This is a genomic window from Phenylobacterium sp. (assembly GCF_035539035.1).
Lineage (GTDB): Bacteria > Pseudomonadota > Alphaproteobacteria > Caulobacterales > Caulobacteraceae > Phenylobacterium.
The window spans coordinates 149,436-163,932 of record NZ_DATLJI010000015.1 but is presented as its reverse complement, the minus strand read 5'-3'; the positions used below and the strand labels follow the sequence as shown (position 1 = coordinate 163,932).

The following is a 14,497-nucleotide window of genomic DNA, read 5'->3' as shown; positions in this document are numbered from 1 at the left end:
ATGGTCTCCGGCCCTTTCGGGGAGTGGGGTCATGGAAGACATCTTCCGCAGCTACTGGTGGCTGCTGTTTCCGATCGGGTTCTTCATCTTCGGCGCCTGGGACCGCTGGCTGCTCTACAGGCGCAGCCGTGATCACCTGGAGCTGCTGAAGAGCTACGCGGCCCAGGGCCGGGAGCCGCCGCCGGAGCTGCTGCGCACCGTGCGCGCCGCGGCGCTCGACGATGACCTCCTCGAGGACGACGACGAGGATCGCTACAGCCGCCGCCGCCACTACCGCCGCATGCGCCATTGGCGGCGCTACAGCCCCTACTGGCAGTGGCGGAGCTTCCTGGTCACCGGCGCGGTGGCGCTCGGCTTCTGGCTCGCCGCCGAATACGCCGACATTCCCGGCGCCAATGGCGCGTTCCAGATCGTGGCCATCATCCTGACCTGCGTGGCGGGGGCCCAGCTGGTCATCGCGGTCCTGGGCTCCAGCTTCCGCCGATGAACCCGGTCGGCCTCGACGAGGCCCTGGTCGCCGCGGCCAAGGACGGTTCGACCGACGCCTTCTCGCGCCTCGTCGAACGCCACCAGCAGGCGCTCAGGGCCTTCCTGCGCCGCACCTGCGGGGACTGGGCGCTGGCCGACGACCTCGCCCAGGAGACCTTCCTGGCCGCATGGTCGAAGATCGGCCGGCTGCAGGCGGGGGCGAGCGTGCGCGCCTGGCTCTGCGGCATCGGCTACAACAAGCACCTGACGGCGCTCCGAGGCGCCGCCCGCAGCCGCGCCCGGGAGGCTGTCTACGAGTCCGAGCGGCCGCCCGCCTCGGCGGCGCTCGCCGAGGACCGGCTGGCCCTGGACGCGGCCATGGCCGACCTGCCGCCGGACCAGCGGGCCTGCGTGGCGCTGTGCCTGGCGGCGGATTTCAGCCACGCGGAGGCCGCCGACGCGCTTGGCCTGCCGCTGGGAACGGTGAAGAGTCATGTGAGCCGGGGCCGCGCGCGGCTCCTGCAGGCGTTGGGAGGCCGTGATGCGTGAGGCGGAAGACAAGCTGGCGGCGCTGTTCGCCCTGGACGAGCCGCCGCCCCGGGACGCAGCCTTCTCCGCCGAGGTGATGGAGGCGGTGATCCGCCGCGAGTTCCAGAGGGACGTGGCCCTGCTCACCGGCGCGTCGGTGGTGGGCGCGGTGGCGCTGTGGGCCGCGTGGCCGGTGCTGCAGCCGGCGATCGTCGCCGTTTCTCAAGGCCTGGCCCCGGTGGCGGCCGGGCTGGCGGTGGCCGCCTGCGCGATCCTACTGCTGTCGGGCCGGCCGTCTGAACCGGTCGAGGTGGAATCATGACCAAGATTTCATAGGCCTGGCTGCATCTGTGGGCGTCCCGCCGCGCCTCTTCCCAAGCAGAGACCGGCCATTCCGCCGGCCAACTGGAGAACTCGAACTATGGAAGTCCTGGTCCCCATCGCGCTCTTCGCGATGATCGCGGCGATCGTCGTCGTGCCGCGCTACTTCAAGAGCCTTGAGCGCCAGAAGCTCGCCGACACCCTGCGCGTGGCCATGGAGAAGGGCCAGCCGCTCCCGACCGAGATCGTGGACGCCATGTCGAAGGACGTCCGCACGCCCAATGCGCCGTCCCCCTCACGCGACCTGCGCACCGGGATCATCTGGCTCGGCGTCGCGGTGGGCCTCGCCGCCTTCGGGATCGCCATGGGCTTCGAGGAGCCGGACGTGACCTATCCGATGATCGCCATCTCCGCCTTCCCGGGGTTCATCGGCCTGGCGTTCGTCGTCCTCAGCTTCCTGAACAAGCCGAAGGCCTAGGATCGGATCCGGGGGATCAGGCCCATGCCGGGCTCAACAACATTGGCGCTGGCCAGCCTGCACGACGTGGAGCTCTGCGCTCGCGCCGCGGCCGGTGAGCGCAAGGCCTTCGGAGAGCTGGTGCGACGGCACGGCTCGGCCGTCCGCGGACTGCTCCGGCGGATGGGCGCGCAGGCCGCCGAAGCCGACGACGTGGCCCAGGACGCCTTCCTGGCCGGCTTCGAGCGCATCGCGGAATTCCGGGGCGAGGGGACGTTCGCCGGGTGGGTCAAGCGCATCGCCGCGCGGCTCTACCTGCGCCGCCTGCAGCGGGAGCGCAGGCTGGGCGTGTTCGCGGACGGGGGCGACGAGGAGATCGAGGTTCAAGGCGGCGACGCCGACGGGCGCATCGACCTGGACGGGGCGCTGAAGCGCCTGGCGCCGGGAGAACGCATGTGCGTGTCGCTCTGCTTCGGGGCGGGGCTTTCCCATGCCGAGGCCGCAGAAGCCTTGAACCTGCCGCTTGGAACGGTCAAATCCCATGTCAAACGTGGTCTGGATAAGCTCAGAGCGCGGCTGGCGCCGGCCGACGGCGCCGCTCTGGAAGGGAGGCGCGGCAATGGCTGAGGTCGACTTCGAACGCCGCCTCGAACGCCTCTTCGCCGAGGCGCCGGAGCTCCCCGACAGCAGGAGCTTCGCCGAACGCATCGAACGCCGTCTCGACCGTGGCTGGACCATGCGCCGCTGGCTGATCGGCGGCGCGGGCGTGGTCGGCGGGATCGTTGGCGCGAGCCAGCTCATGCTCTCCAACTTCTTCCAGCGGGTGGAGACGGCGGAGGATTCCGCGCGTCTGCTCTCCTCCGGGCTCAGCCAGGTGGCGCCGCGCGCCGAATGGATGGCCATGCTGGGCGGCGGCGGGGGCGTGGTATGGATCGCCTCGGGCCTGGCGGTTCTCGCCATGGGCTTCGTGCTCACCCGGGTGATCGAGGAGATCTGAGTGTCGTCGCATCGTCAGGAGACCGTCCGCCGGCTGGCCGCGCCGGACATCGCCGCGCGCAAGGGCAAGGAGCCGATCGTCTGCCTGACGGCCTACACCGCGCCGGTGGCCGAGCTGCTCGACGACCACTGCGACCTGCTCCTGGTGGGCGATTCCGTGGGCATGGTGGTCCACGGCCTGCCCAATACCGTCGGCGTCACCCTCGAGATGATGATCCTGCACGGCCAGGCGGTCATGCGTGGCGCGCGCAAGGCCATGGTGGTCGTGGACCTGCCGTTCGGGTCCTACGAGGGCGCCCCGGAGGAGGCCTACGCCAACGCCGCCCGCGTCATGAAGGAGACCGGGGCCGGCGCCGTGAAGGTCGAGGCCGGCCCGGCCGTGGTCGGCACCATCCAGTACATGGTCGACCGCGGGATCCCGGTGATGGGCCACGTGGGGCTCAGGCCGCAGGCGGTGCTGGTCGATGGCGGCTTCAAGGCCAAGGGCAAGGCCGGCGAGGAGCGCCGCCGCATCCTGGAGGAGGCGCGCGCGACCGCCGAGGCCGGCGCCTTCGCCGTCGTGGTGGAAGGCGTGGCCGAGGGCCTGGCCCGCGAGATCACCGAGGCGATCGCGGTCCCGACCATCGGCATCGGCGCCTCGGCCGGCTGCGACGGCCAGATCCTGGTCACCGACGATATGCTGGGCCTGTTCGACTGGACCCCGAAGTTCGTGCGCCGCTACGCCGACCTGCGCGGCGAGATCAGCCGGGCGGCCGCGGGCTACGCCGAGGACGTGCGCGCCCGCCGCTTCCCGGGCCCCGCGGAGATCTACTTCGCGAAGGCCGGTTGAGCCGCACGTTGCGGCGCGGGGCGGCGCGCTATAGGTTCCCCGCCTCTGGCTGACAGCCCTATTCCACGAGAGTCCGGAGTCCCCGTTCGTGACCGATCTGTTCGAAGAGGTCGAGGAGCAGCTGCGCTCCGACCGGTACCGGACGCTTGCGCGCAAGGTGCTGCCTTGGGTGCTGGCCGCGCTCGCCGCCGCCCTGATCGCGGCGCTTGCCTGGTGGGGCTGGACCACCTGGCGCGACCGTGAAGCCGCCAAGGCCTCGGAGCAGTACGCCGCGGCGCTCGACGCCTTCTCGCAAGGCGACGAGGCCAAGGCGACCCAGCTCTGGACCGAAGTCTCCAAGTCGCCGTCCGGCGGGTTCAAGTCGCTCGCCCTCATGCAACTGGGCGGCCTGCAGATCGCCGACGACAAGGCGCCCGCCGCCGTGAAGTTGTTCGACGAGGCCGCCAAGGCCGCGCCCGACGAGATCCTGGGCGACGCCGCACGCCTCAAATCCGCCTTGGCCTTGCTCGACACCGCTCCCTACACCGAGCTGGAGAGCCGCTTGAAACCCCTCGCCGAGGAAGGCCGCCCGTACCGCGTGCAGGCGCGCGAGGCGCTGGCCTTCGCCAAGCTGATGAAGGGCGACACCGCCGGCGCACGCAGCGATTTGCTGGTCATCTCGAGCATGCTGGACGCTCCCGAGGGCGCCCGCGCCCGGGCCAAGGCCGGCATGGACCTGATCGATTCCGGCTCCGCCAAGGGGCTGCCGGCCGCGGTCAAGGCCGCGGCCGCCCTGCCGCGTCCGCAGGCCCCGGCCGGCCTCCTGCCGCCGGGTCTCCCGCCTGGCCTCGTGGCGCCCCAGCAAGCCCAACCGCAAGCCCCCGGACCTCAATGACGTCTCGCCGTAATTCCCTCCTGGCCCTCGCCTTGGTCGCCGCGCTCGGCGCGAGCGGCTGCTCGACGTTGGGCCGCCTGAACCCGTTCGACCGGGACGAGGGGCCGCAGGAGACCGCCGGCGAGGGTGAGCGCATCTCCATCGTCCCCGCCGACCAGGTCCTCGAGCCCGCCGAGGCTCTCAAAGGCGTGGAGTTCTCCCTGCCGACGCCAGCGGCCGTGCCCGCCTGGCCGCTGCCCGGTGGCACGACCGAGCAGTGGGTCGGCCACGTGGACGCCGCGCCGACGCTGTCGGTCGCCTGGCGCCGTGGTTTCGGCGAAGGCTCCGGCGGCGGCCGCCACATCACCGCCCCGCCGATCTCGGCCGACGGCCGCGTCTATGTGATGGACGCCGAGGCCACCGTCACCGCCTTCGACGCCCGCACCGGCCAGCAGGTCTGGCGCCGCGACGTCCGCCCGAACGAGCGCCGCGATCGCGAGGCTTTCGGCGGCGGCCTGGCCTACGGCGACGGCAAGATCTACGTCTCGTCCGGCTACCGCCTCGTGGCGCAGCTCGACGCCGCCACCGGGCAGCCCGGATGGGTGACCCGCACCGAGCAGCCGATCCACGGCGCCCCGACGCTGGCCGCCGGCCGCGTCGCCGTGGTGGCCATCGACAACACCCTGCTCACCTTCGAGACGGCCACCGGCGCGCCCGCCTGGACCTACCAGGCGCTCACCGAGTCGGCGCGGATCCTGGCGGCGTCCAGCCCCGCGGTCTCCGGCGACACCCTGGTGGCCGCCTTCGGCTCGGGCGAGCTCGTGGCGCTCCGCTCCACCAACGGCAACGACCTGTGGAACGAGGCCCTGTCGCGCGCCAGCCGCACCAGCGCGCTCTCCGAAATCCGCGACATTCCCGGCCGCCCGGTGATCTACCAGGGCGACGTCTATGCGGTCAGCCACTCCGGCGTCTTCGCCGCCATCGACCTGCGCACCGGCCAGGCCCGCTGGAGCCTGCCGGTCGTGGGCATCGGCACCCCGCTGCCGGCCGGCGACGTGGTCTATGTGGTCGGCCGCGACGGCCGCGTGATCTGCGCCTCGCGCGAGAGCGGCCAGATCTACTGGATCCGCGACCTCAACGAAGGCTTCCAGGCCAAGCGCCGCGGCGGCTTCTTCGGCATCGGCGGCCGCCGGGCCGTGCGTCCGGTGTGGTCCAGCCCGATCCTGGCCAACGATCGCCTGATCCTCGGCGGTTCCTCCGGCGACGTGGCCGTGCTCAACGCCAAGACCGGCGAGGTGCAGCGGCGCTTCGACGTGGGCGGGCCCGTCCTGCTGGCTCCGATCGCCGTCGGCGACACGATCTATGTGGCGACGGACCGGGCCCAGCTGATCGCGCTGCGGTAAGCGGACGTATAGACTGACGCCATGGCGCTGAAACTTGCGATCGTCGGGCGTCCCAACGTCGGCAAATCCACCCTGTTCAACCGGCTGGCGGGCAAGAAGCTCGCCATCGTCGACGACCGGCCGGGCGTCACCCGCGACCGCCGCTTCGCCATGGGCCGGCTGGGCGACATCGACCTGGAGCTGATCGACACCGCAGGCTTCGAGGACGTCTCCGACGAGAGCCTCGAGTCCCGGATGCGCGCCCAGACGATCCGCGCCATTGAGGAGGCCGACGTCTCGCTGTTCGTGGTCGATTCCCGCGAGGGCGTGACCCCGCTTGACGAGGTGTTCGGCGAGATCCTGCGCCGCCACGACAAGCCGGTCATCCTGGCCGCCAACAAGGCCGAGGGCCGGCAGGGCGACCAGGGCATCCTGGAAGCCTTCGGGCTGGGCCTGGGCGAGCCGATCCCGATCTCCGCCGAGCACGGCGAGGGCATGGCCGACCTCTACGCCGCCATCGCCGCCGTCGCCTCCGACGAGGACGAGGAGGCCGAGGACGAGGCCGACAAGCCGATCCGCATCGCCATCGTCGGCCGTCCGAACGCCGGCAAGTCCACCCTGGTCAACAAGCTAATCGGCGAGGACCGCCTGCTGACCGGTCCGGAGGCCGGCATCACCCGCGACGCCATTCCCGTGGACTGGCAGTGGGACGGCCGCGCCGTGCGCCTGGTCGACACCGCCGGCCTGCGCCGCAAGGCCAAGGTGCAGGAGAAGCTGGAGAAGCTCTCCACCCAGGACACCATCCGCGCCATCACCTTCGCCGAGGTGGTGATCCTGGTGATGGACGCCACGCACCCGTTCGAGATCCAGGACCTGCAGATCGCCGACCTCGTGGAGCGCGAGGGCCGGGCCCTGGTCTTCGTCCTGGCCAAGTGGGACCTGGTGGAGGATCCGCAGGCGACCCTCGCCGAGATCATCGAGGAGGCCCAGCGCCAGCTGCCGCAGGTGAAGGGCGCCCCCATCGTCGCCCTGTCGGCGGAGACCGGCCGCGGCCTCGACCGGCTGATGCCGGCGGTGTTCAAGACCCACGCCGACTGGTCCACCAAGGTGAAGACCCGCGACCTCAACGACTGGCTGCAGATGGCCATGCAGCGCCACCCGCCGCCCTCGGTGGGCGGCCGGCGGATCAAGCCCAAGTACATGGCCCAGACCAAGGCCCGGCCGCCGACCTTCGTGCTGTTCTCCAGCCGCGCCGACCAGCTGCCGGAGAGCTACCGGCGCTACCTGATCAATTCGCTGCGCGAGAGCTTCGACCTGCCGGGCGTGCCGCTCCGGGTGAGCATCCGCTCCAACAAGAACCCCTATGCCGAGGGCGAGGAGAAGAGCGGCCCCGCACCCCAGCGGCGTGAGCCGGGGGCCAGCAAGGGCCTCGTCGCCAAGACCCGCAGCGCCGCGGCCGCCAAGGCCAAGGCGGGGGCGACGGCGGCGGGCGGCAAGCCCAAGACGGCGGGTAAGCCGAAGCCGAAGGCCGGCAACCCGCGGGGCCGGACCCAGAAGCTCGCGCGGCCGGGGGTCAAGCCGAAACGGGCGTCCCGGCCGTCTTCCACGCGTCGAACGCCACGGTGACGTGCGGCAGGCCGAGGTCGGCCTGCGCCAGCTCCAGGATCAATGGGCCGATCTCCGACGGGTCGGGCAGGGTCTCGCGGTCCTCGCCCGGCATGGCCTCGGCGCGCATCCGCGTGCGCATGGGGCCGGGGTTCAGCAGCACGGCGCGGATGTTGGTCTTCTCCAGCTCGTCGGCCCAGGTGCGCACCAGGTTCTCCATGGCCGCCTTGCTGGCGCCGTAGGGCCCCCAGAAGGCGGCGGGCTTCGCCGCCTTGCCGCTGGTCAGGAAGATCGCCCGGGCCTGCGGCGCGGCGCGCAGCAGGGGCTCGGTCGTGCGGATCAGCCGCCAGGTCCCGGTCAGGTTCACCGCCATCACCCGGTCCCAGTGCTTCGGCTCGATGTGCGCCACCGGCGTGATGGGCCCCAGCACGCCGGCGGCGTGCACCAGGATGTCCAGCCGGCCATAGCGCTGGTGCAGGGCGTAGCCGAGGTGGTCGAGGGCGTCGCCGTCGCCGATGTCGAGCGGCACGAGCGTCGCCGACTTGCCGGTTTCGGCGCGGATCTCGTCGTCGAGGTCCTCGAGCCCGCCCTGGTTCAGCGCCACGGCCACGACGTGCGCCCCGGCCTTGGCGAGCGCGACGGCGGCGGCGCGGCCGATGCCGCGGCTGGCGCCCGTCACCAGGGCGATCTTGTCGGCGAGCGGAAGCGGTTCGGAGGTCGGTTCGGACATGGGGCCGCTCTCTAGCCGGACTCCGCGCCCAAGTCGCGTGCGGCGTAGCGCTGGGCGATCACGGCGCAGGCCATCAGCTGGATCTGGTGGAACAGCATCAGCGGCAGGATCGCGATCCCCGCCGTGGCGGTCGGGAACAGCAGGCCCGCCATCGGCGCTCCGCTCGCCAGGCTCTTCTTGGAGCCGCAGAAGACGATGGCGATCTCGTCCTCCCGGGAGAAGCGCAGCGCCCGGGCCGCGCCCCAGGTCGCGGCCAGCACGATCGCCAGCAGCACGGCGCAGAGGATGGTCAGCCGCACCAGGTCCAGCGCGCCGATCCGGCTCCAGACGCCCTCGACCACAGCGCCAGAGAAGGCCGTGTAGACGACGAGCAGGATGGCGCCCCGGTCCACCAGCGACAGCAGCTTCGCCTGCTTCGTCACCCAGCCGCCGATCCAGCGGCGCAGGGCCTGGCCGGCCACGAAGGGGACGAGGAGTTGCAGGACGATGGCCTGGATGGCGTCGGGCGACGCCGCGCCCTGGGCGTGCAGGGTCAGGCCCACTAGCAACGGCGTCAGCGCCACCCCCAGCAGGTTCGAGGCCGAGGCCGCGGCGACGGCGGCGGCGACATTGCCCCGGGCGATGGCGGTGAAGCCGATGGAGCTCTGGATCGTGGAGGGCAGGCAGCCCAGGAAGATGATGCCGCTGGCCAGCGCCGGCGGCGTGATCCAGGCGGGCAGGGCGGCCAGCCCCAGGCAGGCCAGCGGGAACAGCAGGTAGGTCGCCGACAGCACCACCAGGTGCAGCCGCCAGTGCACGAGGCCCCCGATCACCGCCTCGCGCGACAGGCGTGCGCCGTGCAGGAAAAAGACGAAGCCGATGGCGATCCGGGTGGTCCACTCGAAGACCGGGGCCGCCGCGCCGCGAGCCGGCGCGAGGGTGGCGGCCAGCATCATCCCGAAGATCAGGACGACGTACCAGTCGGGGCGGAGCCGGCCGAGCCAGCTCGCCCGCGCGGGCGCTTGGCTCACGCGTCGACCAGGAAGGAGAGCTGGCGCTCCACCGCCTCGTTACGGCCTTCGGCGATCTCCCGGTCGAGCAGGCGGGTGGGGTAGTCGCCGGTGAAGTAGTGGTCGGTGAACTGCGGCTGCTCGGCGTTGCGCGAGCCCGCCTCCATCGCCCAGTAGAGGCCGTCGACGGACAGGTAGCCCATGGAGTCGACGTTCAGGATCTTGGCGATCTCCTCCACCGAATGGTTGGCGGCGAGCAGCTTCTCCCGGTCCGGCATGTCGATGCCGTAGTAGTCTGGCCACTGGATCGGCGGCGAGGCCGAGCGCAGGTGCACCTCCGCGGCGCCGGCCTCGCGGACCATGCGCACCACCCGGACCGAGTTGGTGCCGCGCACGATGGAGTCGTCGATCAGCATCACCCGCTTGCCGGCCAGCACGGCGCGGTTGGGCGACAGCTTCATGCGCACGCCCATCTCCCGCTGGCCCTGGGTCGGCTGGATGAAGGTCCGGCCCACGTAGTGGTTGCGGATGATGCCCATCTCGAACGGCACGCCCGCTTCCTGGGCGAAGCCGAGGGCGGCCGGCACGCCGGAGTCCGGCACCGGCACCACCACGTCCACCTCGGCCGGGCTCTCCTGCGCGAGCCTGCGGCCCATGCGCTTGCGCACCTCGTAGACCGACTTGCCGTTCACCACCGAGTCCGGGCGCGCGAAGTAGACGTATTCGAAGATGCAGGGCCGCGCCTGGCGGGCCGGGAACGGCCGCACGCTCTGCACGCCGTCCTGGTCGATGATCACCATCTCCCCGTGCTCGATGTCGCGCACGAACCGGGCGCCGACCATGTCCAGCGCGCAGGTCTCGGAGGCCAGCACCGGCTTGCCCTCCAGGTCGCCCAGCACCAGCGGACGGATACCCAGCGGGTCGCGCACCCCGATCAGCTTCTTGTTCGTCAGCGCCACGAGCGCGTAGCCGCCCTCGATCTGGGTCAGGGCGTCGATGAAGCGGTCGACGAGCCGCACCTTCCGGGAGCGGGCGATCAGGTGGAGGATCACCTCGGAGTCCGAGGTGGACTGGAAGATCGCGCCCTCGGCCACGAGCTGTTCGCGCAGCGTCAGGAAGTTGGTGAGATTGCCGTTGTGGGCCAGCGCCACGCCGCCGGCTTCGAGGTCGGCGAACATCGGCTGCACGTTGCGGATGAAGGAGCCGCCGGCCGTGGAGTAGCGGGTGTGGCCGATGGCGCAGTGGCCGGGCAGGCGCTGGTCCAGGCCGCCGCCGCCGAACGCGTCGCCGACGTGACCCATGTGCCGTTCGGTGTGGAACCGCTGGCCGTCGAAGGCGGCGATGCCGCAGGCTTCCTGGCCGCGATGCTGCAGCGCGTGGAGGCCCAGCGCCGTCAGCGCCGCGGCGTCGGCCACGTCATAGACGCCGAAAACGCCACACTCGAGGCGCGGGGCGTCGTCCTCGGGGTCACGAACCGGGGGCGACCATCGGTCGTGGGCCTCAGTCATCGGGATTTCTCCACCAGATCCTCGGGTTCGCTGCGTTGCGGCGCCTCGTACCCGTCCGTCACGGTTCTGTCACCCGTCCCGTCGCGGATCGCCTTGTCGAAGGCCGGGCCGAGGCGGCCCGCAATGTCCAGTCCCCGAGGCGCCAGCGCGGTCAGGAAGTTGCCCATGTTGCGCGCCAGCGGCCAGGTCGTGGCTTCGGTGATCCAGCGCGGCTGCAGGTCCTTGGGCGTGGCGGCGTTGAACATCAGGTAGAGCGCTCCCAGCACCAGCAGCCCGCGCGCCAGGCCGATCAGCAGGCCCACGCTGCGGTCCAGCGCCCCCAGGAGATCGGTGCGCTGGATCCGCCGCGCCACCATCGCGCCGATCAGCCGCAGGGCCACGTAGGACACGACGAACACCAGGATCAGCGCCGCGGCCGTGCCCAGCCAGCCAGGCTTGACCACCTCGCGGACGATCGGCGCGGCCACGGGCAGGCCGAAGATCGCCAGCAGGGCGGCGGCGACCAGCGCGAACAGGGCGGCGATCTCCCGCGCCGCGCCGCGGGCGAAGCCGACGGCGGCGGAGATGGCCAGCAGGCCTAGGACGATGAAGTCGAGCTGCGTCACTACCCTAGTTCCAGTCCCCGTCGCCGATGCGACGGATGGCGTCGGCCAGTCGGCCCACCCCGGTCACGGTCATCGGCGGCGCGGCGTCCGCGTCTCCGGGCGCGAGCGCCCGACGGAAGCCGAGCTTGGCCGCCTCCTTCAGGCGCGAGTCCATGCGGCTGACGGGCCGGACCTCGCCCGAAAGGCTGATCTCGCCGAACACCACGCAATCCTGCGGCAGGGCTTGGTCGAGCGCCGACGACGCCAGCGCCGCCGCCGCCGCGAGGTCGGCGGCCGGCTCGCTGATGCGCAGCCCCCCGGCGACGTTCAGATAGACATCGCGGTCCCCGAAACCAAGGCCGCACCGGGCCTCGAGCACGGCGAGCACCATGGCGAGGCGTCCGGAGTCCCATCCGACCACCGCGCGCCGCGGCGTGCCGTAGGCCGAAGGCGCCACCAGCGCCTGGAACTCCACCAGCACCGGGCGCGAGCCCTCGATGCCGGCGAACACCGCCGCGCCCGCCGCCCGCTCGCCGGAGGTGTTGAGGAACAGGGCGGAGGGGTTGCGCACCTCCGACAGGCCCGCGTCGCCCATCTCGAAGACGCCGATCTCGTCGGTGGCCCCGAAGCGGTTCTTGGCCCCGCGCAGGATGCGGAAGGGGTAGCCGCGCTCGCCCTCGAAGGCGAGGACGGCGTCCACCATGTGCTCGATCACCCGGGGACCGGCGATCGTGCCCTCCTTGGTGACGTGGCCCACGAGGATGATCGCCACGCCCTGCTTCTTGGCCAGCCGCACCAGCTCGCCGGCCGCCGCGCGCACCTGGGTCACGGATCCCGGCCCCGCCTCGTGGGCGTCGCTCCACATCGTCTGGATGGAATCGATCACTACCAGGTCGAAGCGCTCGCGCTTCAGCCCGTCGAGGATGGTCCTGAGCGAGGTCTCCGCGGCCAGCTTCACCGGCGCGTCGGCCAGGCCCATGCGCTGGGCGCGGCCGCGGACCTGCTCCACCGCCTCCTCACCGGAGATGTAGGCGCAGGCCGCGCCCTTGCGCGCCGCGTGGGCCGCCACCTGCATCAGCAGGGTCGACTTGCCCACGCCCGGGTCGCCGCCGAGCAGGATGGCCGAGCCCGGCACCACGCCGCCGCCGCACACCCGGTCGAACTCGTCCACGCCGGTGGAGATGCGGGGCGGGGCTGGGGTCTCGTCCTCCAGCCCCTCGAAGTTGAGGCCCCGGCCCTTGGCTGCGCCGCGAGCGGGCGCGAGCGCGCCGGGCGGCCGGGCCTGCACCTCCTCCACCAGGGTGTTCCAGGCGCCGCAGCCGGAGCACTGGCCGGACCACTTGGTCTGGACCGCTCCGCAGGACTGGCAGGCATAGACGGCGCCGTCGCGGGCCAAGGGTCGCTCCTGATTCGGCAGGGCCCCAGTCTAGCCGACCCGGGCGCCCGGCGTCTGTGCGGCGGCTTGCCGTGCCCGGCCCTTGCTCTAGGCTCGGCGGCGGGCGGTTCTGGATCTGGCTGGAGGGGTGGAGTGAGCGTGGTGGAGCCGGGGTCGGCGGGCGAGAGCCTGTTCGCGCGCGTCAGAGCCATGCTGCTGCGGCCGTCGCGGGCCTGGGAAGTCATCGATGCCGAGGTCGTCTCCACCCGCGAGCTCTACCGCGGCTATGTCGCGCCGCTCGCCGCCATTCCCGCGGTCTGCGGCTTCGTCGGGATGCTGCTGTTTGGCTATTCCATCGCCGGCATCGGCTTCCAGGCCAACCTCGCCACCTCGCTGATCGAGACGGTCGCCGACTACGGCCTGACGCTGGCGGCGGTGTTCCTCACGGCGCTGGCCATCGACTCCCTGGCGCCCAGGTTCGGGGGCGTCCGCGACCGCGGCCAGGCCCTGAAGCTCGCCGCCTATTCGGCCACCGCGCTGTGGGTGGCCGGGGTCTTCGCCCTCTATCCGAGCCTGGGGCTGCTCGTCGCCATCCTCGGCGGGCTCTACAGCCTCTACACCCTCTATCTCGGCCTGCCGCGCCTGATGCGGATTCCGCCGGAGAACGCGCTCACCTGTTTCGCCGCGATCCTGGGCGCGATCCTGGTGATCCTGGTCCTGAAGAGCGTCGTGGTCGCCCGAGCCGCCGAACTCGGCGGGCCGCTGCGCACCGGCTAGGCTCCGCCCAGGTAGACCCGCTCAGCTCGCCGGCTCAGGCGCACCAGCACCTCGTGGGCCACGGTCCCCGCGGCGGCGGCCTGGTCGTCCAGCAGGGCGTTGGGCCCCAGAAGCTCCACCGGCTGGCCCACCTGGCCCTCGGCGTCGCCGATCTCGATCGCCAGCAGGTCCATCGTGACGATCAGCAGGCGCCGCCGCTCCCCGGCGAGCCAGGCGTAGCCGCTCCGGCGCGCGGCGCGGATCACCCCGTCGGCATAGCCGGCGCCGACCACGGCGATGCGGGTCGGCCGGTCCGCCGTCACCCCCGAGCCGTAGCCCAGCCGGTCCCCGGGCCGCAGGTTGCGGATGTCGAGGATAGGAGCGGTGAGGGTGGCTACGGCCTTCAGGCGCGCGTCCGGCCGCTCCAGCGGACCGCCGCCGTAGAGGCTGACGCCCGGCCGCACCACGTCGAACCGGTAGTCCTCGCCCAGGAACAGTCCCGCCGAGGCCGCCAGGCTCGCCCGGCTGTCGGGGAACAGGGGCAGGATCTGTCGGAAGCGCTCCAGTTGTTCGGCGCTGCGCACGTCCGAGGGCTCGCTGGCGGAGCCCAGGTGGCTCATCACCAGGGTGACGTCCAGGTCGCGCAGCCCGTCCGGCGCCTGGGCGAGCGCCCGGGTTTCCTCGGTGGAGAGCCCCTGGCGGTTCATGCCAGTGTCCACGTGCAGGGTGATAGGCCAGCGGCGGCCGGCCTGGCGGGCCCAGACGCTGGCGGCGGCGGCCTGCGGCAGGCTGCTGATCACAGGCGTCAGCCCCGCGGCGTGGAACCGGGGCGCGGCGCCCGTCGTCAGGCCGTCCAGCACGTGGATGGCCGCCGGCCGGTCGGGGCCCAGCTCCGCCCGCAGCGCTTCGCCTTCCGCGAGGCGGGCGACGAAGAAGCTCCGCGCGCCATCGGCCCACAGCCGGCGGGCGAGGGGGCCCGCGCCCAGGCCGTAGCCGTCGGACTTCACCACCGGCGCCACCTCGGCGCCGCCGGCCTCGCGCTTCAGCACGGCGTGATTGTGGGCGAGCGCGTCCAGATCGATGGTCAGGCGCGCCTGGGCAGGCTCCGGCATCCGG

17 protein-coding genes are annotated in these 14,497 nt (G+C 72.2%); 11 read left to right on the top strand and 6 right to left on the bottom strand.

Going from position 1 to position 14,497, the window contains the following annotated elements:
- Window positions 1–31 precede the first annotated feature (31 nt).
- The 10 genes from VM685_RS12810 (at window position 32) to der (ending at window position 7,460) form a co-directional block, all read left to right on the top strand.
- Window positions 32–487, top strand: a complete 456-nt coding sequence (locus VM685_RS12810; RefSeq protein ID WP_325460548.1) for a hypothetical protein — start codon at window positions 32–34, stop codon at window positions 485–487.
- Window positions 484–1,017 (top strand): RNA polymerase sigma factor, encoded by a 534-nt coding sequence (locus VM685_RS12805; RefSeq protein ID WP_325460547.1) that lies wholly within the window; start codon window positions 484–486, stop codon window positions 1,015–1,017. The genes VM685_RS12810 and VM685_RS12805 overlap by 4 nt, the downstream gene beginning before the upstream one ends.
- Window positions 1,010–1,318, top strand: a complete 309-nt coding sequence (locus VM685_RS12800) for a hypothetical protein (protein ID WP_325460546.1) — start codon at window positions 1,010–1,012, stop codon at window positions 1,316–1,318. The genes VM685_RS12805 and VM685_RS12800 overlap by 8 nt, the downstream gene beginning before the upstream one ends.
- A 99-nt stretch (window positions 1,319–1,417) precedes the next feature.
- Window positions 1,418–1,795 (top strand): DUF6249 domain-containing protein, encoded by a 378-nt coding sequence (locus VM685_RS12795; protein ID WP_325460545.1) that lies wholly within the window; start codon window positions 1,418–1,420, stop codon window positions 1,793–1,795.
- A gap of 24 nt (window positions 1,796–1,819) precedes the next feature.
- The gene (locus VM685_RS12790; RefSeq protein ID WP_325460544.1) at window positions 1,820–2,401 is read left to right on the top strand and encodes an RNA polymerase sigma factor; all 582 of its coding nucleotides are present in this window, start codon (window positions 1,820–1,822) and stop codon (window positions 2,399–2,401) included.
- Window positions 2,394–2,771 (top strand): hypothetical protein, encoded by a 378-nt coding sequence (locus VM685_RS12785; RefSeq protein ID WP_325460543.1) that lies wholly within the window; start codon window positions 2,394–2,396, stop codon window positions 2,769–2,771. The genes VM685_RS12790 and VM685_RS12785 overlap by 8 nt, the downstream gene beginning before the upstream one ends.
- Window positions 2,772–3,599 (top strand): 3-methyl-2-oxobutanoate hydroxymethyltransferase, encoded by an 828-nt coding sequence (gene panB / locus VM685_RS12780; protein ID WP_325460542.1) that lies wholly within the window; start codon window positions 2,772–2,774, stop codon window positions 3,597–3,599.
- An 88-nt stretch (window positions 3,600–3,687) separates the two neighbouring features.
- Window positions 3,688–4,473 carry a tetratricopeptide repeat protein gene (locus tag VM685_RS12775; protein ID WP_325460541.1) on the top strand — a complete coding sequence of 262 codons (786 nt, stop codon included), beginning with the start codon at window positions 3,688–3,690 and terminating at the stop codon, window positions 4,471–4,473.
- Window positions 4,470–5,855: a PQQ-like beta-propeller repeat protein gene (locus VM685_RS12770; protein WP_325460540.1), complete on the top strand. Its 1,386-nt coding sequence runs from the start codon at window positions 4,470–4,472 to the stop codon at window positions 5,853–5,855. Before VM685_RS12775 ends, VM685_RS12770 begins: the two co-directional genes overlap by 4 nt.
- A gap of 21 nt (window positions 5,856–5,876) precedes the next feature.
- Complete coding sequence (der, locus tag VM685_RS12765) at window positions 5,877–7,460, top strand: ribosome biogenesis GTPase Der (protein WP_325460539.1); 1,584 nt, start codon at window positions 5,877–5,879, stop codon at window positions 7,458–7,460.
- Here the strand turns inward: der and VM685_RS12760 are convergent.
- The 5 genes from VM685_RS12760 to radA are packed head-to-tail and all read right to left on the bottom strand — an operon-like array spanning window position 7,408 to window position 12,646.
- Complete coding sequence (locus tag VM685_RS12760; protein ID WP_325460538.1) at window positions 7,408–8,169, bottom strand: SDR family NAD(P)-dependent oxidoreductase; 762 nt, start codon at window positions 8,167–8,169, stop codon at window positions 7,408–7,410. The two genes, der and VM685_RS12760, sit on opposite strands and share 53 nt — an antisense overlap.
- Before the next feature lie 11 nt (window positions 8,170–8,180).
- On the bottom strand, window positions 8,181–9,179 hold the full coding sequence (locus VM685_RS12755; protein ID WP_325460537.1) for a bile acid:sodium symporter family protein: 999 nt from the start codon (window positions 9,177–9,179) through the stop codon (window positions 8,181–8,183).
- A complete protein-coding gene (purF, locus tag VM685_RS12750) occupies window positions 9,176–10,666 on the bottom strand; it encodes an amidophosphoribosyltransferase (RefSeq protein WP_325460536.1) in 1,491 nt (496 codons plus the stop codon). The genes VM685_RS12755 and purF overlap by 4 nt, the downstream gene beginning before the upstream one ends.
- Window positions 10,663–11,271, bottom strand: coding sequence for a CvpA family protein (locus VM685_RS12745; RefSeq protein WP_325460535.1), 609 nt, complete (start codon window positions 11,269–11,271; stop codon window positions 10,663–10,665). Before VM685_RS12745 ends, purF begins: the two co-directional genes overlap by 4 nt.
- Window positions 11,272–11,275: 4 nt before the next feature.
- The gene (gene radA / locus VM685_RS12740; protein WP_325460534.1) at window positions 11,276–12,646 is read right to left on the bottom strand and encodes a DNA repair protein RadA; all 1,371 of its coding nucleotides are present in this window, start codon (window positions 12,644–12,646) and stop codon (window positions 11,276–11,278) included.
- Between the two features lie 132 nt (window positions 12,647–12,778).
- Here radA and VM685_RS12735 point away from each other — a divergent pair, with 132 nt between their 5' ends.
- Window positions 12,779–13,402: a Yip1 family protein gene (locus VM685_RS12735; protein ID WP_325460533.1), complete on the top strand. Its 624-nt coding sequence runs from the start codon at window positions 12,779–12,781 to the stop codon at window positions 13,400–13,402.
- Here the strand turns inward: VM685_RS12735 and alr are convergent.
- Window positions 13,399–14,493 (bottom strand): alanine racemase, encoded by a 1,095-nt coding sequence (alr, locus tag VM685_RS12730; protein ID WP_325460532.1) that lies wholly within the window; start codon window positions 14,491–14,493, stop codon window positions 13,399–13,401. The two genes, VM685_RS12735 and alr, sit on opposite strands and share 4 nt — an antisense overlap.
- Window positions 14,494–14,497: the final 4 nt, after the last annotated feature.

What these genes read in the sequence shown, in the direction of transcription:
- VM685_RS12810 (WP_325460548.1), top strand. Translation starts at nt 32, where the DNA reads ATGGAAGACATCTTCCGCAGCTACTGGTGGCTGCTGTTTCCGATCGGG.
- VM685_RS12805 (WP_325460547.1), top strand. Translation starts at nt 484, where the DNA reads ATGAACCCGGTCGGCCTCGACGAGGCCCTGGTCGCCGCGGCCAAGGAC.
- VM685_RS12800 (WP_325460546.1), top strand. Translation starts at nt 1,010, where the DNA reads ATGCGTGAGGCGGAAGACAAGCTGGCGGCGCTGTTCGCCCTGGACGAG.
- VM685_RS12795 (WP_325460545.1), top strand. Translation starts at nt 1,418, where the DNA reads ATGGAAGTCCTGGTCCCCATCGCGCTCTTCGCGATGATCGCGGCGATC.
- VM685_RS12790 (WP_325460544.1), top strand. Translation starts at nt 1,820, where the DNA reads ATGCCGGGCTCAACAACATTGGCGCTGGCCAGCCTGCACGACGTGGAG.
- VM685_RS12785 (WP_325460543.1), top strand. Translation starts at nt 2,394, where the DNA reads ATGGCTGAGGTCGACTTCGAACGCCGCCTCGAACGCCTCTTCGCCGAG.
- VM685_RS12770 (WP_325460540.1), top strand. Translation starts at nt 4,470, where the DNA reads ATGACGTCTCGCCGTAATTCCCTCCTGGCCCTCGCCTTGGTCGCCGCG.
- der (WP_325460539.1), top strand. Translation starts at nt 5,877, where the DNA reads ATGGCGCTGAAACTTGCGATCGTCGGGCGTCCCAACGTCGGCAAATCC.
- VM685_RS12760 (WP_325460538.1), bottom strand. Translation starts at nt 8,169, where the DNA reads ATGTCCGAACCGACCTCCGAACCGCTTCCGCTCGCCGACAAGATCGCC.
- purF (WP_325460536.1), bottom strand. Translation starts at nt 10,666, where the DNA reads ATGACTGAGGCCCACGACCGATGGTCGCCCCCGGTTCGTGACCCCGAG.
- alr (WP_325460532.1), bottom strand. Translation starts at nt 14,493, where the DNA reads ATGCCGGAGCCTGCCCAGGCGCGCCTGACCATCGATCTGGACGCGCTC.